The 23,503-nt window shown below is 67.6% G+C and carries 29 protein-coding genes; 12 read left to right on the top strand and 17 right to left on the bottom strand.

The annotated features are described in order from the left end of the window. Window positions 1-3: 3 nt before the first annotated feature. The 6 genes from QH168_RS17465 to QH168_RS17490 all read left to right on the top strand — a co-directional run bounded on the left by QH168_RS17465 (window position 4) and on the right by QH168_RS17490 (window position 4,279). Window positions 4-588, top strand: coding sequence for a DUF3558 domain-containing protein (locus QH168_RS17465; protein ID WP_280235721.1), 585 nt, complete (start codon window positions 4-6; stop codon window positions 586-588). Window positions 589-658: 70 nt separating this feature from the next. Then, window positions 659-1,054, top strand: a complete 396-nt coding sequence (locus QH168_RS17470) for a hypothetical protein (protein ID WP_280235722.1) — start codon at window positions 659-661, stop codon at window positions 1,052-1,054. Continuing rightward, window positions 1,054-2,373 carry a hypothetical protein gene (locus QH168_RS17475; RefSeq protein WP_280235723.1) on the top strand — a complete coding sequence of 440 codons (1,320 nt, stop codon included), beginning with the start codon at window positions 1,054-1,056 and terminating at the stop codon, window positions 2,371-2,373. Before QH168_RS17470 ends, QH168_RS17475 begins: the two co-directional genes overlap by 1 nt. Then, window positions 2,370-3,152, top strand: coding sequence for an ESX secretion-associated protein EspG (locus tag QH168_RS17480; protein WP_280235725.1), 783 nt, complete (start codon window positions 2,370-2,372; stop codon window positions 3,150-3,152). The genes QH168_RS17475 and QH168_RS17480 overlap by 4 nt, the downstream gene beginning before the upstream one ends. A 232-nt stretch (window positions 3,153-3,384) precedes the next feature. After that, window positions 3,385-3,816, top strand: coding sequence for a hypothetical protein (locus QH168_RS17485; protein WP_280235726.1), 432 nt, complete (start codon window positions 3,385-3,387; stop codon window positions 3,814-3,816). Window positions 3,817-3,850: 34 nt separating this feature from the next. Continuing rightward, window positions 3,851-4,279, top strand: a complete 429-nt coding sequence (locus tag QH168_RS17490; protein ID WP_280235727.1) for a hypothetical protein — start codon at window positions 3,851-3,853, stop codon at window positions 4,277-4,279. Between the two features lie 206 nt (window positions 4,280-4,485). Here the strand turns inward: QH168_RS17490 and QH168_RS17495 are convergent, their stop codons facing one another. Genes QH168_RS17495 through QH168_RS17505 form a run of 3 tightly spaced genes read right to left on the bottom strand, consistent with a single transcriptional unit; the run spans window position 4,486 to window position 5,790 of the window. Continuing rightward, window positions 4,486-4,713: a DUF397 domain-containing protein gene (locus QH168_RS17495; RefSeq protein ID WP_280235728.1), complete on the bottom strand. Its 228-nt coding sequence runs from the start codon at window positions 4,711-4,713 to the stop codon at window positions 4,486-4,488. Beyond that, entirely contained in the window at window positions 4,713-4,922 is a 210-nt protein-coding gene (locus tag QH168_RS17500) for a DUF397 domain-containing protein (protein ID WP_280235729.1), read from the bottom strand. The genes QH168_RS17495 and QH168_RS17500 overlap by 1 nt, the downstream gene beginning before the upstream one ends. Further along, window positions 4,912-5,790 carry a helix-turn-helix domain-containing protein gene (locus QH168_RS17505; RefSeq protein WP_280235730.1) on the bottom strand — a complete coding sequence of 293 codons (879 nt, stop codon included), beginning with the start codon at window positions 5,788-5,790 and terminating at the stop codon, window positions 4,912-4,914. The genes QH168_RS17500 and QH168_RS17505 overlap by 11 nt, the downstream gene beginning before the upstream one ends. Window positions 5,791-6,122: 332 nt before the next feature. On the opposite strand from QH168_RS17505, the gene QH168_RS17510 reads away from it, so the two are divergent. Then, on the top strand, window positions 6,123-6,998 hold the full coding sequence (locus tag QH168_RS17510) for an oxidoreductase (RefSeq protein ID WP_280235731.1): 876 nt from the start codon (window positions 6,123-6,125) through the stop codon (window positions 6,996-6,998). Between the two features lie 66 nt (window positions 6,999-7,064). Here QH168_RS17510 and QH168_RS17515 read toward each other — a convergent pair whose 3' ends face one another. Further along, complete coding sequence (locus tag QH168_RS17515; RefSeq protein WP_280235732.1) at window positions 7,065-8,024, bottom strand: NADP-dependent oxidoreductase; 960 nt, start codon at window positions 8,022-8,024, stop codon at window positions 7,065-7,067. Between the two features lie 123 nt (window positions 8,025-8,147). On the opposite strand from QH168_RS17515, the gene QH168_RS17520 reads away from it, so the two are divergent. Beyond that, window positions 8,148-9,128, top strand: a complete 981-nt coding sequence (locus tag QH168_RS17520; RefSeq protein ID WP_280235733.1) for a GlxA family transcriptional regulator — start codon at window positions 8,148-8,150, stop codon at window positions 9,126-9,128. 523 nt (window positions 9,129-9,651) lie between these two features. Further along, on the top strand, window positions 9,652-10,008 hold the full coding sequence (locus QH168_RS17525; protein ID WP_280235734.1) for a hypothetical protein: 357 nt from the start codon (window positions 9,652-9,654) through the stop codon (window positions 10,006-10,008). Window positions 10,009-10,030: 22 nt separating this feature from the next. Here QH168_RS17525 and QH168_RS17530 read toward each other — a convergent pair whose 3' ends face one another. From QH168_RS17530 to clpS, 12 genes are all read right to left on the bottom strand, one after another. After that, complete coding sequence (locus tag QH168_RS17530; RefSeq protein ID WP_280235786.1) at window positions 10,031-10,387, bottom strand: DUF3817 domain-containing protein; 357 nt, start codon at window positions 10,385-10,387, stop codon at window positions 10,031-10,033. A 29-nt stretch (window positions 10,388-10,416) separates the two neighbouring features. Then, window positions 10,417-10,908: a transcriptional regulator gene (locus tag QH168_RS17535; protein ID WP_280235735.1), complete on the bottom strand. Its 492-nt coding sequence runs from the start codon at window positions 10,906-10,908 to the stop codon at window positions 10,417-10,419. A 128-nt stretch (window positions 10,909-11,036) separates the two neighbouring features. Further along, entirely contained in the window at window positions 11,037-11,645 is a 609-nt protein-coding gene (gene rdgB / locus QH168_RS17540) for an RdgB/HAM1 family non-canonical purine NTP pyrophosphatase (protein WP_280235736.1), read from the bottom strand. Then, on the bottom strand, window positions 11,645-12,415 hold the full coding sequence (gene rph, locus QH168_RS17545; RefSeq protein WP_280235737.1) for a ribonuclease PH: 771 nt from the start codon (window positions 12,413-12,415) through the stop codon (window positions 11,645-11,647). The genes rdgB and rph overlap by 1 nt, the downstream gene beginning before the upstream one ends. Window positions 12,416-12,534: 119 nt before the next feature. Beyond that, window positions 12,535-13,299, bottom strand: coding sequence for a cyclic nucleotide-degrading phosphodiesterase (locus QH168_RS17550; protein ID WP_280235740.1), 765 nt, complete (start codon window positions 13,297-13,299; stop codon window positions 12,535-12,537). A 281-nt stretch (window positions 13,300-13,580) separates the two neighbouring features. Next, window positions 13,581-14,249, bottom strand: a complete 669-nt coding sequence (locus QH168_RS17555; protein ID WP_432421124.1) for a rhomboid family intramembrane serine protease — start codon at window positions 14,247-14,249, stop codon at window positions 13,581-13,583. A 196-nt stretch (window positions 14,250-14,445) separates the two neighbouring features. After that, entirely contained in the window at window positions 14,446-15,408 is a 963-nt protein-coding gene (locus QH168_RS17560) for a PLP-dependent cysteine synthase family protein (protein WP_280235743.1), read from the bottom strand. Window positions 15,409-15,415: 7 nt separating this feature from the next. Beyond that, complete coding sequence (locus QH168_RS17565; protein ID WP_280235745.1) at window positions 15,416-15,688, bottom strand: MoaD/ThiS family protein; 273 nt, start codon at window positions 15,686-15,688, stop codon at window positions 15,416-15,418. 39 nt (window positions 15,689-15,727) lie between these two features. Beyond that, window positions 15,728-16,150: a M67 family metallopeptidase gene (locus tag QH168_RS17570; protein ID WP_280235746.1), complete on the bottom strand. Its 423-nt coding sequence runs from the start codon at window positions 16,148-16,150 to the stop codon at window positions 15,728-15,730. A gap of 171 nt (window positions 16,151-16,321) precedes the next feature. Then, window positions 16,322-17,383 (bottom strand): P1 family peptidase, encoded by a 1,062-nt coding sequence (locus QH168_RS17575; protein ID WP_280235747.1) that lies wholly within the window; start codon window positions 17,381-17,383, stop codon window positions 16,322-16,324. Window positions 17,384-17,646: 263 nt separating this feature from the next. Next, window positions 17,647-18,216, bottom strand: coding sequence for a DUF2017 domain-containing protein (locus QH168_RS17580; RefSeq protein WP_280235748.1), 570 nt, complete (start codon window positions 18,214-18,216; stop codon window positions 17,647-17,649). 22 nt (window positions 18,217-18,238) lie between these two features. Continuing rightward, window positions 18,239-18,601 carry an ATP-dependent Clp protease adapter ClpS gene (clpS, locus tag QH168_RS17585; protein WP_280235750.1) on the bottom strand — a complete coding sequence of 121 codons (363 nt, stop codon included), beginning with the start codon at window positions 18,599-18,601 and terminating at the stop codon, window positions 18,239-18,241. A 161-nt stretch (window positions 18,602-18,762) separates the two neighbouring features. On the opposite strand from clpS, the gene QH168_RS17590 reads away from it, so the two are divergent. The 3 genes from QH168_RS17590 (at window position 18,763) to QH168_RS17600 (ending at window position 23,082) form a co-directional block, all read left to right on the top strand. Further along, the gene (locus QH168_RS17590; protein WP_280235751.1) at window positions 18,763-20,073 is read left to right on the top strand and encodes a nicotinate phosphoribosyltransferase; all 1,311 of its coding nucleotides are present in this window, start codon (window positions 18,763-18,765) and stop codon (window positions 20,071-20,073) included. Window positions 20,074-20,167: 94 nt separating this feature from the next. Next, window positions 20,168-20,740 (top strand): isochorismatase family protein, encoded by a 573-nt coding sequence (locus QH168_RS17595; protein ID WP_280235753.1) that lies wholly within the window; start codon window positions 20,168-20,170, stop codon window positions 20,738-20,740. 293 nt (window positions 20,741-21,033) lie between these two features. Beyond that, window positions 21,034-23,082: an ATP-dependent DNA helicase gene (locus QH168_RS17600; protein ID WP_280235755.1), complete on the top strand. Its 2,049-nt coding sequence runs from the start codon at window positions 21,034-21,036 to the stop codon at window positions 23,080-23,082. A 22-nt stretch (window positions 23,083-23,104) separates the two neighbouring features. Here the strand turns inward: QH168_RS17600 and QH168_RS17605 are convergent, their stop codons facing one another. Next, window positions 23,105-23,500: a RidA family protein gene (locus QH168_RS17605; RefSeq protein WP_280235757.1), complete on the bottom strand. Its 396-nt coding sequence runs from the start codon at window positions 23,498-23,500 to the stop codon at window positions 23,105-23,107. Window positions 23,501-23,503: the final 3 nt, after the last annotated feature.

Here is a 23,503-nt window from a genome sequence, read left to right on the forward strand (position 1 = left end):
GCTATGCGCACCGCGAGTACAGGGAACAGAGGGGCCGTGGTCCGCGCGATGGTGGTCGGTGTCGCGGCGCTCGGGGTGCTCGCGGGGTGCTCGACGTCGGTGGATGGGGAGCCTGCGGCGCAGGGGGAGAGCGGGGAGTCGGCCGGAGAAGAAACCGTGCAGTGGAATCCGTGCACGGAGCTGCCCGATGAGGCACTGCAAGCAACCAAGGTGGATCCGGCTTCGAAGGCGACTGTTACCGATGCTCCAACCGGAGCGACCACGTTCCGGATCTGTAGGTGGGATTCGACCGAGGGGCCATATCTCGTCTACGTCGGGTCCACGACGTACACACAAGCGGAGGCCCGTTCGAATCCAAACCTCACCGGCCTACGAGATGTCCAGATCGGTGACCGCGCTGGCCTGATCTACTCCGAGAAATCGGATGAGGACCGTGCCACTTGCTGGGTGAATATCCCATGGGCACAAGGGACGTTCGAGGTGTCCGTCGGATGGTTCTACGGCGAGGAAGATTCTATGCCGGAAACGCCACCATGCAGCGTGGCAGTTCGGCACGCAACCGAACTCGAGCCATATCTGCCGAAGTGATCCTCGATAGAAGACTCCTCGCCAGGGGCGACGAGGACGGACCAGCTCCATCGCATGCAGGGAGGGAATTGTGACGACACCCAGCGGGCCTGAAATGCCCGGAATGCTGAGTCACTGGAAGACGCTGAAGACCCAGGCCGAGAACGGTGAGCTGCGCATGGACCCGAATATCGGAAACGCCCTGAAAGGTCGAGCCGACACCTTACTCACGGAGCTGAGGAAGATGGTGCGCGACACCGACCAGCTCGACCACGTCACCGGATTCGGAAAACTGAAGTCGGCCGAGGCCCTCCGGGCCAAGTTCACAGGTAAAGCGGTCACTGATGAGGACTCGGCCCAAAACCGTCTCAAAGAGAGCATCGATATCGTCACGCTCATGAGCGAGACCTACGCACTCGCCATCCGCCGCATCGAAGAAACCGATCAGTCCACCGCAGGTGCACTCGGAAAAACAGGGGCGCAGTAGTGGGGCTCGACTTCCCGGAATGGGTCGACCAGATCGGCCACGCGGCGAGCGAAGTACTCGGCCTCGGCGAGGCAGGTGAGAACAAGCGCGACGATAAACAACGTGCTGACGACCAAAAAGCGAAGTGGGACGCCGACCGGGCGATTGTCAATACCGAATGGTCGGGTCTACTCGGCGAGTACGGCAGCGACCAATTCGCTGGCCGCGTCATCATCGATAAAGACCCCTTCGAGACGATGACGCATCAGGAGATCTACGACGCGATCAAAGACGTCGACCCCGCCGCCATCAATACCAAGGCCGACGGTTGGCGCAATCTCACCACAGCCGCCCGCGACGCCATCGGCGTGTTCTCCAAGGGCGTCGAAGACGACATCACCAACTACTGGAACGGCCAGTCCGGTACCGCCGCGATCGAAGGCACCCGCGCGTTCGCGACCTCGTTCACACAGCTCGCCGCCAGTTTCCAGATGGTGGCGCACGGCCTCGACCTGATGGAAGGCCATCTGGCGCAGGCCAAGAACTCGGTCGGCCAGCCGGACAATACGACCTTCGGCGATAAAGTCATCAACGCGCTGCCGATGCAGAGCGTCATCAAAGGCCCGGAATATCGTGCGAACGAGGCGCAGGAGAACGCCAGGTTCGTCATGACCACCTACTACCGTCCCGGCGCCGATGATGTCGACGGCCACACCCCGAATCTCCCGAAGCCGAAGAATCCCGTCGAGGACAAGGACGATGGCTGGAAGCCGCCCGTCGTGCCGCCGGGCGGTGTCGAGCCGCCGGGTAAGGGCGGCGGAGACGGTGAGGGTGGCGGAGACGACGACGGCAAGGAAGAGGGCGGCGACGACAACGAGGAAGGCTCGAATCCCACCGACGACACCTCGGACGACACCACCCCGCAGTCGACCACACCGGCGTCCACCACGCCTGCTTCTACGACTCCGTCGGGTACCGCGCCGACCTCGGACCTTCCGCGCGGCGGTACATCCGGGCTGCCCGGTGGGGCGGGTTCCGGCGGCACCGGAATGGGTGGCGGCGGTGTGCCGTCGACCCCGGGTATGGGCCGCAGCCTGCCCGGTGGCGGTGCGGGTACACAGGGCAAAGCGGCGGCCGCGGCAGCAGGGACCGGCAACGGTGCCGGACGCGGCGGCCGGGCGGGCATGCCCGGCATGGGTATGCCGGGCGGACGCGGCGGTGGTAAAGGTGAGGACGATGATGAGCACAAGACCCCCGACTACCTCATCTACGACCATGGCGACGAGTTGCTCGGCAGTCAGCCGCCCGCACTCCCGCCGGGTGGAGTGATCGGCGGATGAGCGAACCACAGTGGCGGATGGACGGTTTGATGTTCACCCTCGCGGTGAACGCCTTCGGCCGCGACCGGCTGCCGTATCCGATCAAGTGGGAGCCGGAACGCCGGGATCCGGCCGAGCCCGTCGGCTACGACGAGTACGAACGGATGCGCAGGGACGCACGGCAGCGGCTCGCCGGGATCGCCGATCAGCGCCTGCACCACGCCATTTCCACACTGCTCGAGCCGGAGGTCCGGGTGGAGGTGCACGGTTTCGTCGGCCAGGATTTCCGCCAGGTGGTGCGCATCCACGCGGGCCTGACGGCCAGGGCCGCGGCCATGGCGGTCCAATTGCCCGGCCCCACCCAGGCTTATGGACGCGATGTGGTGCTGTCGGTGCTGCCGCCGCAGGCGTTGGCGAGCCGGATCGTGGCGCATCTGCCCAAATGCGCGGCCGGTAAGTACGAGGGATTGCGCGCACGTGGTTCGGATGTGAGCCGGGTGGAGTACGCCCAGCATCCCACTCGGCTGTCCCTCACCGAGAAGATCAACCGCATCGTGCGCCGCCCGCGCTCGGGCCTCGGCGAGGTCGGCGTCTACGCGGGCGGAGCCATCGACGCACGCCCCACGCCAGACGTGCGGGGTTTCACCTGGATGGACTATCAGCCGGTCGACGGCCGCTACCTCCTCCAACACCACCAGCACGATGAATTCACCCTCGCCCCCGCCGCATTCGACGAGATCGTCCGAGCGCTCCAGCACACCATCGACACCACCCGCCGCAGCGTCGCGCCCGCCTGGTGACCCCGATGCGGGGCAACCCGTTCGTACCTGACACAGCACCGGCAGCCCCGGCAAAGTCGGCTCGTTGCCGCAAATCCAAAAACTGAAGTGACGCCAGGTAAAAACTTCCCACCGGCGGGAAAGTCCCCGTTCAGGCGCGGTGCAGGATCTTGACAGATCACGTATCGGCGACGGTCACCATCCACGACCGAGAGGTGATCGATCGATTGTGTTTCGGAAGGACAACTGAACGATGCGTGTGTTCAAACACGGAGCCAGGCTCGGCCTCGCCATCATGGCAATTCTCGCGGGGTCGCTGACCATGGCCGCTCCCGCGAATGCGGCGTCATCGCCGATCGCGGCGTGTGGAGGCGGTAGTTACCGCGTCATCGATAGCTACAACCTGAGCGGTCTGGCAACCATCTACCTGCTCTACAACGGCAGGACGAACTGCGCAGTCACCTGGAAGACACAGGGCATCGGCACCAAGACGTATATGGGCGTCTCGATCGGAATCTGGGGGAACACCGGCCCCGCGCTGGTAGATGCCGGGATGTTCGCCTATTACGCGGGACCCGTGAAGGTGGATGCCCCCGGCAAGTGCATCGGTTGGGGCGGCAGCACCACGAGCACCAGCGGCAAACAAGTCCAATGGCACTCGCCGGGCCCGAGCCACTGCGGCTGAGCACACAATCCCACCTCAGAAGGACAACCGAACGATGAGCATGTTCACGCGCGGAGCCAGGCTCGGCCTCGCCATCACGGCAATTCTCGCCGGATCGCTTACCATGGCCGCTCCCGCGAATGCGGCGACCCCGGCCTCGGTGTGTGGCGGCGGCAGCTACCGCGTCATCAACACCCACAACCTGGGCGGTCTCGCCACCATCTATCTCCTCTACAACGGCCGAACCAACTGCGTCGTCACCTGGAAGACCGCCGACGTCGGCACAAAGACCATCACCAAGGCCGAGGTTGCCATCTGGGACCAGCCCAACAGTCACCGGCGGGACATGAATGTGTACGCGTACTACGCCGGTCCGGTGAAGGTGGATGCCCCCGGCAAATGCATCATGTGGGGAGGCAGCGCGACGCGAGCCGATAACCAGACGGGGTACAACTTCAACTCGGGGCGTAGCCACTGCGGCTGAACCGAGCGGGCACGGCCTGGCCCTCAGCCGAAATAGGTTGAGAGCCAGGCCGTTTCACTCGCCGTGCGGCATGGAGCCGCCGTGACCGTTCGATCTGCCGTGGTCGAACTGCCCACCGCGAATGCGGTCGGGCACGCGGTCTTCGAGATACACCGGGCTGCGGCACTTCGGAAGAAGAGCCGCTCAGCCGGGTGCACTCGAAGAGATCAGGGGGCGGAGCGGGTGACGGCTACGAAGGCATCCCACGTGGAGGGTGCGAACACCAGCGCCGGGCCGGTGGGGTTCTTCGAATCACGGACACCGACCAGCCCGCGACCGAGGTGCGCGACCTCGACGCAGTCTTTTCCACCCGCACTTCGGCTGGACTTGAACCACCTCGCATGGCGCACGTCAGCGGCCGCACATACCGGCCACTTCGAAGAGGATTCGACCATCACCAACTCCCACCGAATTCGCCGGACCGCGTATGGGCCAGGAAGGTATCCCATACCGAGGGTGTGAACACGAGCGCCGGACCCGTCGGGTTCTTGGAGTCACGAACACCGACCCTGCCGCGGTCGAGGTGCGCAACTTCAACACAGTCGTTGCCTCCAACGCTACGGGTGGATGTGAACCAATCAGCTTCTCTTAGTTCAACGCTCACGCTCGTACTCCTTTGCCTTCGCCCGCAGTAGGCGCTTGCTGTCAACCGGATCCAACGCTACCGCCTGCATTGTCCTGAACGCGTCCCGATAGCGGTCCACCGAGTCCGGCCGGTCGTAGTACAGGTTGCCCGTATAGGACTCGACGTACACCGTGGCAGGCTCGAGAGTTCCAGCCGGGAAATCAAGCACAGTGAACGGCCCCGGTGCCATGCCGGTTGGGATTCCGGCAGCGAATGGCAGCACTCGGACGACCACGTTCGGCGGCATGTCCGCAAGATGGCGAAGCTGGGCCGCCATCGTCTTGGGTCCGCCGACGACTCTGTTCAGCACCGCTTCATCGATAACGAGCGTGACGGATACAGGGTTCCGTTTACACTTGATGATCTTCTGCCTGCCAGCACGCATCCGCACAAGCTGTTCCAACTCTTCAGCAGTCTCGCCCGGCGCATAGGTCGACTCCAAAGCTCGTGCATAACCGGTGGTTTGGAACAATCCGCTGACCATATCCGGACGGAACACCATCAGACTCGAGGCAACCGACTCCAAGCTCAGGTACGGCGCAAAACTTGCCGGGATCAGCTCCCCGTACTCATGCCACCAACCGCCGTTCTTCGAATCGGCACCCGCCTCCTTCGCCAACCCGAGCAACGCGTCCTGCTGACCGACCTCGTCGTACAGCTCGCACAACCCGACAATGTCCGGTACGTGGATCGGACCGGGGTGCCCGGTTTCCAACCGCTGCACCGTTCCGGCTCCGCGCCCGATCTGGCGGGCCGCTTCGGCAATGCTCAATCCTGCCGCTTGGCGGAGTTCGCGCAGTTGTCGTCCCAGTTGACGCCGAGGCACCGTGTTGCCCGATGTGGGCATAGTGATCCCCTCCTGTGAATGGCCATCCCCTGCCGAGGACCCATTGTGGCCTATTCCTGGATGCGCCACAGGGAAAACGTGGAGATCGGTGCGGTTCAACTATCACCGCAGGTGAAAACGGGTGCAGACCTGGTTTGCTCACCTCCGGCATCGGAGACCGGGCCCGCCGTCACCACACCCCTGCCGTGGCGGCACATCCGGTATCGGCCATGGCGGCCGCGCGGGGTGGCGATCCATATCGCCCCGGTCTCCGATGCTCCAAGCGAACCCCAGGGAGCATCAGCGTCCGAGACACTCTTCACAGGAAACTTACTCAGGAGTAAGGTCGGTGCATGGCGTGGAAACCTGAGCAGATATCCGATCAGACCGGACGCACCTTCGTCGTCACCGGAGCCAATGGCGGCCTCGGCGTCGAGACCACAACGGTGCTGGCGAGCAAAGGCGCGACGGTGATCATGGCCTGCCGTAATACGGCCAAGGCCCAAGAGATCGCCGACCGCATCGACGGTGCCGTCGAGGTGGCGCCGCTCGATCTCGCCGATCTGTCGTCGGTGCGCGAATTCGCCGCCAACTGCCGGGAATTCGATGTGCTCATCAATAATGCCGGCCTGATGAACGTACCGTTCTCACGCACCAAGGACGGTTACGAAACCCAGTTCGGCGTCAACCACCTGGGCCACTTCGCGCTCACCGGGCTGCTACTGGACCGCATCCGCGACCGGGTGGTGTCGCTGGCCAGCATCGCCCACAAGCAGACACCGAAGCTCTGGATCGACGATCTGAACTACGAAAACCGCCGCTACCAGCGCAATCTCGCCTACGCACAATCCAAGCTCGCCAATTTGATGTTCGCCCGCGAACTCCAGCATCGGCTGGAGGAGGCCGGGTCGGCGAAGCGGTCCTACGGCGTGCACCCCGGCGTGTCGGCCACCGATCTGTTCGCCCGCACCGAAACCCCGCTGGACCGCATCAGCAAACCCTTCATCCGGCTCATCGGCCACGCCCCCGCCAAGGCGGCCCACTCCACCCTGTTCGCCGCCACCGAACCCGACGCCGACCCCAACACCTACTGGGGTCCGACCCGCCTGTTCCAGTCCCAGGGTCCGGTGGAACCGTCGCCGTCGACGAAACTGTCGAAGAACCGCGAACTCCAGCGTCGCCTGTGGGAGGAATCCGAACGCTTCACCGGGATCACCTACAAGTTCTGACGCCCTCGAGTCCGGGCGGTCGGCCCACCCCTCGAAGAGCAGACCGCCCAGACCCGGACTCCCCCGTCACGCCGCCTGTTCGGCGGCGTCGATCACCGACAGCACCACCTTCCCGGTGGTGTGTCCGGACGCGATGAGTTCATGTGCCCGTGCGGCCTCCGACAGCGGCAGCACCGTATCGATCACCGGCCGCAGCCGCCCGTCGGCGGCCAGCGCGGCGATTTCCCGCAGGCCGTGCTGATCGGATTCCACGATCATGAACACCGCCCGCTTCCCCTGCGCGGCAGCCGGTTCGGCGAGGGCGAGTTCGGCGGGCGAGGCCAGCGAGACGACGATGCCGCCGGGTCGCAGCACGCGTAGCGAACGTGGGCCGTACGCGCCGCCGACGGTGTCGATCACGGCATCGATACCGGTCACCACATCGGCGAAATCGACGCTCGCGTAGTCGATCACCGCATCCGCGCCCAGCTCCCGCACCAGCTCGTGCTTACCGGCCGATGCGGTGCCGATGACGTAGGCGCCGCGGGCCTTGGCGATCTGCACCGCCAGATGTCCGACACCGCCGCCCGCCGCGTGTACGAGCACCCGGTCACCCGCGCCCACTTCGGCCACATCGACCACCGCCTGCCAGGCGGTGAGGGCCGCCAGCGGCAGCGCCGCCGCCTGCACATGTGAGAGCCCGGTCGGTTTGGCCACCAGGTGCCGGGCGGGCGAGGTCAGGTACTCGGCATAGGCGCCCGCGGGCAAGGGGTGGCGCGGCACCCCGAACACCTCGTCGCCCGGTGCGAACAAGGTCACGCCGAGACCGACCTGCTCCACGACACCGGAGACATCCCAGCCGAGCCGGATGGGCTCGGCGACACCACCGGCGAGCCCACCCGCCATCCGATGCCACGCATCGGTAGGGTTGACCGCGGCCGCATGCACCCGGACCAGCACTTCCCCTGGGCCGGGCGCCGGTTTGGGCGCCTCGACGATCCGCAGAACTTCAGGACCCCCCAGCGTGTCCTGACCGATCGCACGCATCTCGCTGTCTCACTCTCCGTGTCTCACCGCGCTCCCCCGCGGGGCGCTCACGGGCACAAACGATGCCGTAGCGCACGGAGGCCGACGAGCGTCGACCAGGCCAAGATGTGTCAGGATCTTGCCATGCATCGGGTTGTCGTTCTTGCCATCGATGGGGTGTACCCGTTCGAATTGAGCATCGCCTCGCGCATATTCGGCACGGCCATCGGACCGGCCGGTGAGCGGTTGTACGAGATCGTGACGTGCAGTCCGGGAGGGCGCCCGGTGCGCACCGAGGCCGATTTCACCGTGGCCGTCGAACACTCCCTCGACGTGCTCGCCACCGCCGACACCCTGCTGATTCCGCCGTTCACCTGCGATGACCGTGAACGCGACTGGCTGGCCGACGGTGTGGGGCCCGCACTGGAACTGCTGCGTCCGGACGCGCGGCTGATCTCGATCTGCACCGCGTCGTGTGTACCCGCGGCGGCGGGAATGCTGGACGGGCACCGCATCACCACCCATTGGAAGATGGCCGAACCCTTCCAGGCGCTCTTCCCGCGGGTCCGTGTCGATCCCGATGTGCTGTTCGTCGACGACGGACGCGTGCTCACGGCGGCGGGCACCTCGGCGGCAGTGGACCTGTGCCTGCATGTGCTGCGCCGCGATCACGGCAGTGCGGTGGCCAACCGGGTCGCCAAGGTATGTGTGGCGCCGCCCTGGCGCGACGGCGAACAGTCCCAGTACATCGACCGCCCCCTGCCCGAGAGCGAGCAGGTGACCACCGCCGCGACCCGCGCGTGGGCCCTCGAACGCCTCGACCGTCCGCTGACCCTGGCCCAGCTCGCCGCCAACGCCAATATGAGTGTGCGCACCTTCTGCCGCCGTTTCCGCGAGGAGACCGGCCTACCGCCCGGCCAGTGGCTCATCCAGCAGCGCGTCGCCTTCGCCCGCCACCTGCTGGAAGCCACCGATCTGCCGATCGACCGCATCGCCGACGCCGCCGGATTCGGCACCGCCGCGACCATGCGCCAGCATTTGTCGGCCTCGGTGGGAGTGTCACCAACCGCGTATCGACGCACCTTTCACGCGACCGCGGAACCCGCGAACCAGCCTGGCACGTAGCGCAAATCGACCTGTCTGCCCGCCGTGATTCTGCTGCTCGGCGTCGCGGCCTCGACCCTCGACCAGGGCGTAGTGAGCACAACCACCTCGGGCGATAACCGTTACCCAGTGCTCCGTGTCGGTCGGTTCACCTGGCGGCCGATAGGTCTACACAGCAGCATCGATGCATCACCTACTAGCACCATCAGTACTAGCACCGCGTGCGTACCTGGCGCGAGCGCTGCGCCGCCCATTCGAGGCAAGTGATCATCGCGAGCTGCGGGGGCCGAGCCGGTCGAAGACCCCTGTGTGCATTGGCTTCTGAGCATGACCATGCCCACATAACCAAAAATTTGTGGCGACATTACCAAGACTTTACCTACTGTTGTGGATAGTAGGTGCCGGGCAAACCGGTAGCAGTGAGCAGAGAGGCAATGGCGCCGTCATGCAAGAGACCCGAAGCCGAGAAATCCGAGAGACCGCACACCGAGACGCACGAGGGCACAGCGGAGTGCGCGCCAGGCAGCGACGAGCGGCACGCAGAGTGCGGGGAAGGGTCGCGGTGCTGCTGCTCGGTCTCATCGCGAGTGGTGCGGTGGTCACCGCAGGTCCGGCGGCCGCCGAATCGGGGCGGGCCGACAGTTCGCACAAGCGCGGCGACTCCGGCAACAACACCGGCTGGCGCAAGATCGATCCACGCGGCTACCACCACAGCGAGACCGATCCACGTCGCCGCGCCGAGCAACGCGACGCGCGGCGCGAATATCGCCAACAGCAACGTCCGGCCGAAGTTCCGCGCGCGGGCGATTCCGGTGGCAGCACCTCGACGTGGACGAGGACCGACCGCGCCGACGGCGGCGGCGGCTGGACCGTCTGCCGTCCGCAGGCCAGCTACTGCTAGATGCGCGCGGAACCCGGTGGGCTCAGACGCCGAAGTCGCGTTTGACCTGCTGGGCGTTGCGGTGTTCGACGAAGAACGACAGCAGCGGGATGGTTCCGGCGAGCAGGGTGCCGATGGTGCGGCCCGCGGGCCAGCGGACCTTGACCGCCAGATCGGCGGTGAGGATCAGATAGAGGAAGTACACCCAGCCGTGGACGACGGCGATCCAGCGCGGGGTGTCGACGTCGAAGCCGTACTGGGCGATCATCTCGGCGGTGAGCAGCAGCAGCCACAGACCGGTGGTCCAGGCCAGCACCCGGTAACGCAGCAGCGCGCTCTTGATCTTGGCGGTGTTCGCGGGGGCTCGACCTGTGGTGGCGGGGGTGGCGCCGTCGGTCAGCGTGGTGTCGGTCGAGTGCTCGCTGGCGGTCAACCGGCGCTCCTCTCGGTGTCGCGGGCGTCAAGGCCCGCGGCGCGGACCCGTTCACCGATATCGTCGGCGTGCAAGCGCGCCAGGTACTGGTTGTATTCGGCCAGTGCGGGATCGGCATCCCGCGCCGCCTTCGGCCGCTCGGGCAGGATGCCCGCCGGAATCTCGCGCGGCGCGGCCTTTTTGGTCCTGGTCCGCGCGGGCGCGGCCTCGGACCGCGTAACCGGTTCAGCAGGCGGCGCCTGCTCCTGCTCGGCTTCGCTCTCCAACCGGACGAACCGGAAGTACGCGAACACCGCGAAGGCCGCGAACAGCGGCCATTGCAGCGCATAGCCGAGGTTCTGGCCGGTTCCGCTGGCGGAATCGAACCGCTCCCACTGCCACCACCCCAACGCCAGGCACGCCAGCGCGGCCACGACCACCAGCGCGATCAGCGCGGGCCGATTATGCCGTTGGCGATGCTGCGCCGAGGGATCGGAGGGAGCGGACACGCCTACCACGGTACCTGTCTACTACGCGTCCCGTAGGACCAGGTGGGCGCTCTCACCCCGCACCGGACCGGGCCACCGGTCTGCCCGGATCGCGCCGCTACACGCGGCCACCACCACAGCGAGACCGGTCAGTCCACCAGAGCCCGGAGCGCGGGCAACAACTGCGTCAACGCACGCCCGCGGTGGGAGACGGCGTCCTTCTCGGCCGGTGTCAGCTGCGCGGCACTCGTCGTCGCGCCGTCGGGGATGAACAGCGGGTCGTAGCCGAAGCCGCCGTCGCCGACCGGTTTGCGGCCGATCGTGCCCGGCCATTCGCCACGCACCACGGTCTCCGCACCGCCGGGCACCGCCAGTGCGCAGGTGGAGACGAAGCGGGCGGTGCGGCGTTCGTCGGGGACGTCGCCGAGCTGGCCGAGCAGCAGCGCGTTGTTGGCGGCGTCGTCGCCGTGGCGGCCGGACCAGCGGGCCGACAGCACACCGGGCATACCGTTGAGGGCGTCGACCTCGAGGCCGGAATCGTCGGCGACACAGGCCAATCCGGTGGCCGCGGCGCCGTCACGAGCCTTGGCGAGCGCGTTCTCCTCGAAGGTCGCCCCGGTTTCGGGCGCCTCATCGTAGGCGGGGACGTCGTCTAGGCCGACGATCTCCAGGCCAGCCACACCGGCATCGGCCAGGATGCGCCGCAGTTCGTTCAGCTTCTTGACATTGCGGCTGGCGACGAGCACACGGCGGGTCATCACTTCTTCTTCGGTTCGGCCGGTTCGGGCAGCACACCCGGATACGGCAGCGCGAGGGCTTCCTTCTGCACCACGAACAGCTGCTCACAGCCCGCGAGCGCGGAATCGAGCAGCTTGTCCAGGGTCGAACGCGGGAAGGTGGCGCCCTCACCGGTGCCCTGCACCTCCACCAGGGTGCCGGTATCGGTGGCGACCACGTTCATGTCGACCTCGGCGCGCGAATCCTCTTCGTAGGGCAGATCCAGGCGCACCCGGCCGTCGACCACGCCGACGCTCACCGCGGCGATGGCGCAGGAGATGGGCTGCGGATCGGCGAGCTTGCCCGCGGCGGCGAGGTAGGTGACCGCATCGGAGAGCGCGACGTAGGCGCCGGTGATGGCGGCGGTGCGGGTACCGCCGTCGGCCTGCAACACATCGCAATCGATGGCGATGGTGTTCTCACCGATCGCGGCCAGATCGATGCAGGCCCGCAGCGAACGGCCGATCAGGCGGCTGATCTCCTGGGTACGGCCGCCGACCTTGCCCTTCACCGACTCCCGGCCGCTGCGGGTATGGGTGGCGGCGGGCAGCATCGCGTATTCGGCGGTGAGCCAGCCGAGCCCGGAGTCGCGCCGCCACGGCGGCACACCCTCGGTGGCGCTCGCGGTGCACATCACCCGCGTCTGACCGAACTCCACCAGCACCGATCCGGCTGGATGCGTGGTGAATCCACGGGTGATCCGTACCTCGCGGAGCTCATCGTCCGCCCTGCCATCGGCTCGTCTCGACACGAGGGTCAGCGTAGTGGGAACAGGCGACCGGGAGACGGCGGGGGCGCGAGCGCGTCCCACTCACCGGTCACGCTCGGCAGCCGGTGCCGCTCGCACACCGGCGCGAGGAGCGACCGGATTCAGAGGTCGAAGGTCTCCCCCGGCGCGACCGCATGCACGGGACCGGTGAACTCGGCCTTGGCTTCGGCGATCACATCTTCGCGCGAGGTCCACGGCGGAATGTGGGTGAGCAGCAGCTCGCCGACGCCCGCTTCGGCGGCGATCCGGCCCGCCTCGGTGCCCGAAAGATGAATACCGGGAGGACGATTCGCCGGATCATGGGTCCAGGACGCTTCGGCCATGAGCACATCGGCGCCCTGCGCCAGTTCCTGCACCTGCGAGCACATCGCGGTGTCGCCGGTGTAGACGAAGGTGCGTCCGGCCGCGGTGACGATGCGCAGACCGTAGGACTCCGGTGGATGGAACATCCGGCGCGCCGTCACCGTATGGCCGGAACCGAACTCGACCGGCTCACCCTCGACCCACGGACGCATATCGATCACATCGGACCAGTCGTCGCATTCGCCGCCGACCTCGGCCGAGGCATTGCCGATCCGCAATGAGGTGTCCGACGGACCGCGCACGATGGCCCGACCGACCGGCGGTGTCGGGTGGTAGCGCCGCCACACCAGCAGACCGGGCAGATCCAGGCAGTGATCGGCGTGCAGATGGGTGAGGAAGATCGACACATCACCGGGATCGGCATAGCGCTGCAAGGCGCCGAGCACCCCTGGACCGAAATCGATGACGACCGGCGACATGTCCGGGCCGGTGAGCAGGTACCCCGACGCTGGGGAGTCCGGGCCGGACACACTGCCCGAGCACCCGAGGACGGTAAGGCGCATCCCACCATGCTGCCACGACGAATTCTCGCTCAAGAGCCGATCCCCCAAAATGCCGGGCCGAAACCGCTGTGGCCGGATATGCGTGCGAAGTCCGGCCTTCGCCTGACGACGGTGTCGACGTTCATCACCAGAGAGTACCCAGCCGCCCGGCCCGCCACCCACCACGGCGAAATGGTGCTCTCACCAAGAGATTCGGCCCGGAGGCACGTGATCGTCACAAAGCCTGTACGCACGTCCGGGCTGTGACAGCGCGCACTCGATGCGCCGGAAACGCGCGTCGGTCAGCTACGGCCCGGTGTGCCGGTCGGTCCGAAACCGGATGCGGGAAGCGCGGCACGCCGACGGCTGCGCTCGTCACCGGAGAGCATCCATGCCGCGAGCACCCCGCCGACCGCCCCGAACAGATGTCCCTGCCAGGAGATGCCCGGCTGTCCCGGCAGCACACCCCACAGCAGCGAACCGTAGATCGCGAGCACGATCAGGCCGATGACGATCTGGCCGATCTGCCTGCCGAACCAGCCGCGCAGGATGATGAACGTCAACCAGCCGAACACCAGCGCGGACGCACCGAGATGTACGGTGCCCGACCCGCCGGTGAGCCAGGTGCCGACACCCGCGACGACCCAGATGATCGCGGTCGCCGCCAGTCCGCGTCCGATGCCGGAGACCAGGGCGAGGAAGCCGAGCACCAGGACCGGCAGGGTATTGCCGATCAGATGCGCCCAGCCACCGTGCAGCAGCGGGGCGTACAGGATGCCGGTGAGCCCGTCGAGCTGACGCGGCTCGATCCCGGCCTGGTCCAGATCGATGCTGGACACGGCGTCGAAGCCTTCGATCAGGTAGAGGGCGACGACGAAACCGAGGACGATCACCGCGGCCCGTGCCCACACCTCACGCGCGCCGGTGAAACCGCCCGGCTTGTCCGGCGGGGTCGGCGAACCCGTCGGCATCGGTGCGCCTCCCGGCACCGGTGGCAGTGGTTGCTGGGCGCGCAGCGCCGCGATCCGTTCGGGATCGAACGAGGCCCCGATTCCGGTCACCGCCATCACCTCCTCGTGCGGTGCCGGACAGTGTCGCGGCACCGGCAACGCCGGTCGTCGGCAGCGCTGTCCGCCGCCGGATGCACCTTCGAGGGTACCGGCGACCTCAGGCCCAGAGCTGGCCGTCGAGACGTTCCTCGGCCTCTTCCAGTGTGCCGTCATAGGCGCCGGTCGACAGGTACTTCCAGCCGCCGTCGGCCACGACGAACGCGATATCGGCCCTGGTACCGGCCTTGACCGCCTTACGCGCGACACCGAGCGCGGCATGCAGGATGGCGCCGGTGGAGATACCGGCGAAGATCCCCTCTTCGAGCACCAGTTCCCTGGTGCGGCGTACCGCGTCGTACGGTCCGACCGAGAAGCGGGTGGTGAGCACCGACTCGTCGTACAGCTCGGGGATGAAGCCCTCATCGATATTGCGCAGCCCGTACACCAGCTCGCCGTAGCGCGGTTCGGCCGCGACGATCTCGATACTGGGCACCTTCTCGCGCAGATAGCGGCCGACGCCCATCAGAGTGCCGGTGGTGCCGAGTCCCGCGACGAAATGGGTGATCTCGGGCAGATCGGCCAGGATCTCCGGGCCGGTGGTCTCGTAGTGCGCGAGCGCGTTGGCCGGGTTGCCGTACTGGTAGAGCATCACCCAGTCGGGATTTTCGGCGGCGATCTGCTTGGCCATGGCGACGGCCTGGTTGGAACCGCCCGCCGCCGGTGAATCGATGATCCGCGCACCGAACATGGTGAGCAGCTGACGCCGCTCCACCGAGGTGTTCTCCGGCATCACACACACCAGCTGATAGCCCTTGAGCTTGGCCGCCATGGCGAGCGAGATACCGGTATTACCGCTGGTCGGCTCCAGAATGGTGCAGCCGGGCCGCAGCAGACCGTCGGCCTCGGCCTGTTCGATCATGCGCAGCGCCGGGCGGTCCTTGATCGATCCGGTGGGGTTGCGGTCCTCGAGTTTGGCCCACAGTCGCACCGGATGCTCGCCCTCCCACTGCGGGGACAGCGTGCGCAAACCGACCAGCGGTGTGTCGCCCAGGGTGGCGATCAGCGATTCGTAACGCGCCACGAGGGACCTAGCCTCCGGCGACGGCGGGCAGGATGGTGACGCTCGCGCCCTCGGGCACCTCCGCCGCCAGACCACCGGTGAACCGCACGTCCTCATCGTCGACGTAGATGTTGACGTAGCGGTTGAGCTTGCCGTCCGACAGCAGCCGCTCCTTGAGCCCCGAGAAGTTGGCGTCCAGGTCGTCGATCAACGCCGACAGCGTGGCACCCTCGGCCTCGACCCGCTTCTCACCTCCGGTCAGGGGGCGCATGATGGTCGGGATGGACACGGTTACCGGCATCGGGGAACTCCTCGGTTGACTAGCGGATGTCGTTGATGGTCAGTTGGTTTCGTAGCTGTCGACGATCTGCACCGGCTCTTCGGTGACCTCGCCGTCCAGGATCCGGTAACTGCGCAGCTCGTGCTGCTCGGGATCACGGGTGGAGACCAGTACGTAATGGGCGTCCGGTTCGGAGGCATACGACACGTCGGTGCGGCTCGGATAGGCCTCGGTCGCGGTGTGCGAGTGGTAGATCACCACCGGCACCTCGTCGGCGTCGTCCATCGCGCGCCACACCTTCAGCTGCTCACCCGAGTCGAAGCGGTAGAAGGTGGGTGAGCGCTCGGCATTGATCATGGCCACGAAACGTTCCGGGCGATCCGAACCCTCCGGCCCCGCAATGACGCCGCACGCCTCGTCCGGGTGGTCGGCGCGAGCGTGCGCCACCATCGCATCGACGAGGTCGGCCCTGATCACGAGCACAATCGAACCCTTCCGCATATCCGCACAGCCGTCACCGACCTGACACAGCCGACAACGAGTCAGGATATTCGGGTATTCCGGGCGGGCTGAATCTGCCTCCCGGCGGGGTAGGGAGCCGCGCGGCCGTCCGGCGCCGGGCTGGACGGACCCGGACGCGCGCCACCAGGCAGATCAGTCCGAGAACAGCTCGCCGAACGACGGAATGCCCGCGACCGACCGGGCCGAGAGGATCGCGTCGACGATCGCACGTTCGACACAGACGGCGGCGGCGGTGCACAGCTGGTCGAGGACCAGGAGGTCGGTGGGGAAAGCCGGGGGCAGTGGTGGGGGTTCGGGTGCGGTGGCGGTGCCGGTGGCGAGGGCGAAGATGGTGTCGCCGTCGAGCGGGGAATGCGCGGGGCGGATGGCCCGGGCGAGACCGTCGTGGGCGGTGGTGGCCAGGCGGCGGGCGCCGACGGTGTCCAGAGGTGCGTCGGTGGCGACGACGCCGATGGTCGTATTGAGGACCGTGCCCTTGACCGGCAGGGCGTTGGCGGCGGCGAGCTGTTCGGTGGTGGCCGGTGCGAGGCCGAAATGGTCGGGGCCGTCGGTGCCCGCGCCCCAGGGCAGACCGGTGCGCGGGTCGAAGACCGAGCCGACCGGATTGGCGACCATCAGTGCGGCGACCGTCATTCCGGCGGCCGGACCGTCGCCGAGCACGATGCTCGCGCTTCCGACACCGCCCTTGATCGCCCCCGCCCGCGCACCGACACCCGCACCGGCGGTACCGCGTTCGAAGTCGACGGCGGCGGTAGCGGCAGCACGGTAGCCGAACTCCGCGGTGGGCCGAATATTCCAGTCCCCCACCGGAAGATCGAAGATCACCGCCGCGGGCACGATCGGCACCACCCGACCGGGATCGGCCGGATCCATCGGAATCCCGGCCCCGTTCTCCTCCAGCCACCGCATCACCCCATCGGCCGCCGCGAGCCCATAGGCACTACCCCCGGTCAACAACACCGCATCCGCGCGCCGCACGGTATTCCCCGGATCCAGCACATCGGTTTCCCTCGTCCCCGGCCCACCCCCACGCACATCCACCGCCGCAACGGCCCCACCCGGCACCCGAACCACCGTGCACCCCGTCGCCGCCCCGGACCCGACCGACGCGTCGTCATCGAGCACATGGTGATGCCCGACCAACACACCGGGCACATCCGTCAGCGAATCACGCGCGCCCGCCACCGCATTCACGAGAACTCCTTGTCGCCGGTCCTCCAGCCGACGCTACCGCCCGGATCGGAGGAATGCCGCGAGCCACCGATCTCGTGCTCACCGGCCGCCACACGGCTGACGCGGGCCGTTCGGCCGCCGTCGCCAGCCGATTTCGCGCAGTTGTGCACGCGGTCGCGCATCAGCTCGGATCGGGATCGATGACCTCGGGATCGACGTCGAGGCGCTGTGCCTGGTGTGATCTCACGAATGCCGGAGCGTGCGCTGATGTCGAGCGGAACGTCCTACGGCGCCAATGCCTGGAGCAGCGAGTCCTGCATCCAGGTGAGCCAATGGTAGACGTCGAGGTGGGGGGCTCGGGGGTCGTCGGGGTCGAACTGTTCGGGGGTGTCGGCGTCGATGCCGAGGACCGCGCCGAGGGCGAGGCGGACGTCGGTGAGCGCGGTGAGCCAGGCGTCGGCTTGTTCGGGGGTGATGATGATGCGGCCGCCGTCGGTGGGGCAGGTGTCGAGGACGACGGCGCCCGCGGCGAGCTTCGCGTCGATGATCTCGGGTTCGTGCAGTCCGCGCAGGGCGCTGTTGAGGTCGGCGCGCTCGGCGTCGGGGGAACCCGGTTCGCTGCGATGGAAATCGGGCAGCAGACGCAGCAGGCGCGGGTCGTCGGGCGGGGTGGTGTTACCGGTGCGCAGGCCGGTGAGCGCCGCCAGATCGTCTTCGGGGGCCGAGGAGGCCCGCTCGGTGAGCAGACCGGTCACCGCACCGACCAGCGACCGCAGCACGCTCGCTTCTCTGGCGTCCATTTCGGATCGCAGTTTGAGACCGCCCAGCGAATTCTTCCGGCTCCACTTACGCACGTCGCTACGGTAGCCGTCCGAGTCAGTCGTCTCGCTGCATGGTCGCCCACAGCCCCGCGGCGTGTAGCCGCCGGACATCCTGTTCCATTTTGTCCCGCGAGCCGGACGATACGACCGCCTTGCCCTCGTTGTGCACCTTGAGCATCAGCTCGGTCGCCTTGGCTTTGCTGTAGCCGAACAGCTTCTGGAAGATGTAGGCGACGTAGTGCATGAGGTTGACCGGGTCGTCCCAGACGACCGTGACCCACGGCCGGTCTTCCGCCTCCAGGATTTCGGTGTACTCCACCGCCTCGGGCGTCGCCTGCGCGGACAGCGTCGCGTTCGCGGCGGCGCCGACACTGGCCGCGTCCGTCCGATAGCGGGGTGCCGTATTGCACAAGGCCATAACGTCAAGGGTACGACGAGCACCTGAATACACAACACCCGAGCGTGCCCGATTCGGCCGTTTCGCCCCTGACCACGGCCCTTCGCGGCTTATGATGCACGGTCACCGTCGGCAGACGCTGGCGCCGACGGTGAGCGCATCGACCGCATTACAGTGACAGCGTGGATCTCCGCGACGACGGCTTCAGCACCGCACTGCTGACCGATCAGTACGAACTGACCATGCTCGCCGCCGCGCTGGCCGACGGTTCCGCGCACCGGCAGTGCACCTTCGAAGTGTTCGCCAGGCGATTGCCGCATGGGCGGCGCTACGGTGTCGTCGCTGGAACCGGACGCTTGCTCGAAGCCCTGGGGAACTTCCGTTTCGGCGCGGACGAGCTGGAGATCGTCGCCGGATTCCTCGATGACACCACCGTCGACTGGTTGCGCGAATTCCGCTTCACCGGCGATATCGACGGCTACGCCGAGGGCGAACTGTATTTCCCCGGATCACCGATCCTGTCGGTGCGCGGCAGTTTCGCCGAATGCGTGCTGCTCGAAACACTCGCCCTGTCGATCCTCAACCACGACAGCGCCATCGCCTCCGCGGCCGCGCGCATGGTGAGTGCGGCGGCGCGGCGACGGATGATCGAGATGGGTTCGCGGCGCACCCACGAGCTGGCCGCGCCCGCCAGTGCCCGCGCCGCCTATCTGGCCGGATTCGACGCCACCTCGAACCTGGAAGCGGTGCGCCGCTTCGGTGTCCCCGGCGCGGGCACCAGCGCACACGCGTTCACCCTGCTGCACAGCGGTGCGGACGGTGCGCACGAGGCGGCCGCGTTCCGCAGCCAGATCGAGGCGCTCGGCATCGGCACCACCCTGCTGGTCGACACCTTCGACATCACCAAGGGCGTCGCCACCGCCATCGAGGTCGCCGGACCGGAACTCGGCGGTGTGCGCATCGACTCGGGTGATCTGGGCGTGCTGGCCCGTCAGGTGCGCCATCAGCTCGACGATCTCGGTGCCACCGAGACCCGCATCGTGGTGTCCGGCGATCTCGACGAGTACGCGATCGCCGCGCTGCGCGCCGAACCGGTGGATGTGTACGGCGTCGGCACCTCGCTGGTCACCGGCTCCGGTGCGCCGACGGCGGGGATGGTTTACAAGCTCGTCGAGGTGGACGGCGTCCCGGTCGCCAAACGCAGCAGCCACAAGGAGTCGCGCGGCGGCACCAAACGCGCGGTCAGGCTGGCCCGGCGCACCGGAACCATCGTCGAGGAGATCATCTATCCGGCGGCAGGCGAACGGCCCGCCGCGAATGGTTTCGAGATGCGCGAACTGCTGGTGCCGATGGTCCGCGAGGGCAAGATCCTCGACCAGCCGACCCTGCCGGAAAGCCGCGACCTCGTCGCCCAGGGCCTGATCGCCCTCCCCTGGGAAGGCCTCAAACTCTCCGCCGGCGACCCCGCCATCCCCACCACCTTCCTCCCCTGACGACGAGTGGCACCTGACTGCGGCGCCTACTCGGGCGAAATGCCGCAGCCGGGTACCACTCGCCGCCCGGAGATGGGGGAGGGAGAATGGGGTCATGGGGCGAGCTCTGGTGATCGTGGATGTGCAGAACGATTTCTGCGAGGGTGGGGCGCTGGCCGTCACGGGCGGGGCGCAGGTGGCGGAGCGGATCAGCGGGTATGTGCGGGAACGCGGCGGTGCGTACGCGGCGGTGGTCGCCACGCGCGATTTCCATATCGATCCTGGTGCGCACTTCTCCGAGCAGCCCGATTTCGTGGACAGTTGGCCGCCGCACTGCCGGGTCGGTACTTCCGGCGCGGACTTCCACCCGAACCTCGATACCGCGCCCGTGCAGGAGGTGTTCTCCAAGGGCGCCTACACCGCGGCCTACTCCGGGTTCGAAGGTTCGGCCGAGGATGGGACGACGCTGACCGACTGGTTGACGGCGCGCGATATCGACGCGGTGGACGTCGTCGGGATCGCCACCGATCACTGTGTACGCGCCACCGCACTGGATGCGGCGGCCGCCGGGTTCGGCACCCGGATCCTGCTCGGGCTCACCGCCGGAGTCGCACCGGAAACCATCGAGAAGGCGCTGCAACAATTGCGCGGGGCCGGGATCGAACTCGAGGGCGCGCTCGACGGCTGAGCCGCAGCTCCCCACCGATCCACCGGGTCCCGAACCGCTCCCGGCCACCGACTCTCGCCGCACGGCGAACGACACCATATGTGCGGGGCGCGCAGTCGCTGCGTCTTCATTTCGATACCGAAACCACACCGCACCCGGTAGACAGGGCAGCCGGTCGGTGGCGGCGGGCGCACAGGTGGGCGGCGACGCCGCAAGCGATGGCGATGGGGCGGCAGCAGCGGGTAATCGCCAACTGCGCGACCCCGCCCGCCGACCGCACGGTGGTTGTCGGTGGGGCGCAGTAGGCTGCCTGGGTGCCCGAACTTCCGCCCGTCCCGGCCCTGTTGTCGACTGCTGTCACCGCGCTGGGCGGTAAGGAACGGCCGGGTCAGGTGTCGATGGCCGCCGCGGTCGATCACGCCATCGACACCAAGGAGCATCTGGCGGTGCAGGCGGGCACGGGCACCGGCAAATCGCTGGCCTATCTGGTCCCCAGCCTGCGACACGCGGTGCGCACCGGACGCACGGTGGTGGTGTCCACGGCGACGATCGCACTGCAACGTCAGCTGGTCGATCGTGATCTCCCCCGGCTCGCCGACGCACTCGGTAAACCGCTGGGCCGCGTCCCGCAGTTCGCGATCCTCAAGGGCCGCAACAACTATCTGTGCCTGAACAAGATCAACAGTGCGATCCCGGAGGAACCGGCCGAGGCCGAACTCTTCGACGCGTTCGCGGTCTCGCGGCTCGGCCGTGAAGTGCAGCGGCTCAACGAATGGGCTTCTGATACCGAGACCGGCGACCGCGACGATCTCACCCCCGGCGTCTCCGACCGGGCCTGGCGTCAGGTCAGCGTCTCCTCGCGCGAATGCCTCGGCAAGACCCGCTGCCCGTTCGGTCAGGATTGTTTCGCCGAACGCGCCAGGGCCGAATCCGCGCAGGCCGATGTCGTGGTGACCAACCACGCCCTGCTGGCCATCGACGCGATCAGCGGTATCCAGGTGCTGCCCGAACACGATGTGGTGGTGGTGGACGAGGCGCACGAACTGGTCGACAGGGTCACCGGTGTCGCCACGGCCGAACTGTCGGCCACCGCGATCACCGCGGCGGCCCGCCGCTGCACCAAGCTCATCGATGAACAAGAGGTGGACCGGCTCGAAGCCGCCGGTGATGCCCTGCACGCCGCGCTCGACGATCTCGGCCCGAGCCGCTGGGACGCCCTGCCCGACGGGATCGCCCCGGTGCTCGCGCTGGTCCGTGACGCCGCATGGAATGCGCACACCGCCCTCGCGCCGCAGGGCGGCACCACCGCGCAGGGCGATGCCGATACCGCCGCCGCCCGCACCCGCGCCGTGGCCGCTGTCGAAGAGGTGCACGACGCCGCCGTCCGCGCCCTCACCGCCTTCGACGAACCCGATCCGGCGGCCCGCCGCGATGTGGTGTGGCTGGCCGCCGACGAACTGCGCGGTGTCACCCGCCGCACCTTGCGGATGGCGCCGCTCTCGGTGGGCGGCCTGCTGCGCAGCCGGTTGTTCGGCGCGTCGACCGTGGTGCTGACCTCGGCGACGCTACAGATCGGCGGCTCCTTCGACGGTCTGGCCATCACCTGGGGGCTGCCCGCACAATCGACGAGCCGCACCGACGCCGCGACCGCCAATGGCGCCGAGGCGCCGTCGGACAACGAGACGATGCGCTGGACCTCCCTCGATGTCGGTTCACCGTTCGATCACGCCAAGTCCGGCATCCTGTACGTCGCAAAACATCTGCCCGCGCCCGGCCGCGACGGCCTGTCCCCCGCCTACCTCGACGAGATCGAGCGGCTGATCACCGCGGCGGGTGGGCGCACGCTCGGACTGTTCTCGTCCATGCGCGCCGCCAAAGCGGCCACCGAAGCGCTGCGCAACCGCCTGGACACGCCGGTGCTGTGTCAGGGTGAGGATTCCACCGGCGCACTGGTGCGCAAGTTCGCCGATGATCCGGAGACCTCGCTGTTCGGGACGCTTTCACTCTGGCAGGGCGTCGATGTGCCCGGTCCGTCGTTGAGTCTGGTGATCCTGGACCGCATCCCGTTCCCCCGCCCCGACGACCCGCTGCTCACCGCGCGGCAGCGGGCGGTCGAATCGCGCGGCGGCAACGGCTTCATGTCCGTCGCCGCCAGTCACGCCGCCCTGCTGCTGGCCCAGGGCACCGGACGCCTGCTGCGCAGCGTCGACGACCGCGGCGTGGTCGCCGTCCTCGACTCCCGCCTCGCCACCGCCCGCTACGGCGGCTACCTGCGTGCCTCACTGCCGCCGTATTGGGAGACCAGCGATCCCGAGGTGGTCACGAAGGCTTTGCAGCGACTCACAGCCGCCGCGAAAGTCTGAACCGCACCCCTCGCCGCGCGCATCAATCCCGCACGGCAACCGCATCCACCTCGAACAGCATGCCCGGCAATGCGAGAGCCGCGACACCGGTCAACGTCTGAGTCGGCGGCTGTCCACCCCAGATGTCGGCGACCTTCTGACCGATCACCGCCAGTTTCGGCAGATCATGGTCGACGATATGGGTGCGCAGCTGGGCGACGTCGGCGTAATCGAGGCCCTGTGAGCGCAGGGCGATACCGAGGTTGGCGAAGGCACGATCCACCTGGGTCGCGAAATCCTCGCTGGTGGTGTGGCCTTCGGCGTCGGAATCGTATTGGCCCGCGATGAAAACCAGTTCGCCGCGCACCCGCGCCACATGGCTGTAGCCGAAACCGGTCGGGTCGTGCAGGCCATCGGGGTTGCTGATCTCGATCGTCATCGT

It is taken from the genome of Nocardia cyriacigeorgica, from assembly GCF_029868385.1.
Taxonomy (GTDB): Bacteria; Actinomycetota; Actinomycetes; order Mycobacteriales; family Mycobacteriaceae; genus Nocardia; species Nocardia cyriacigeorgica_F.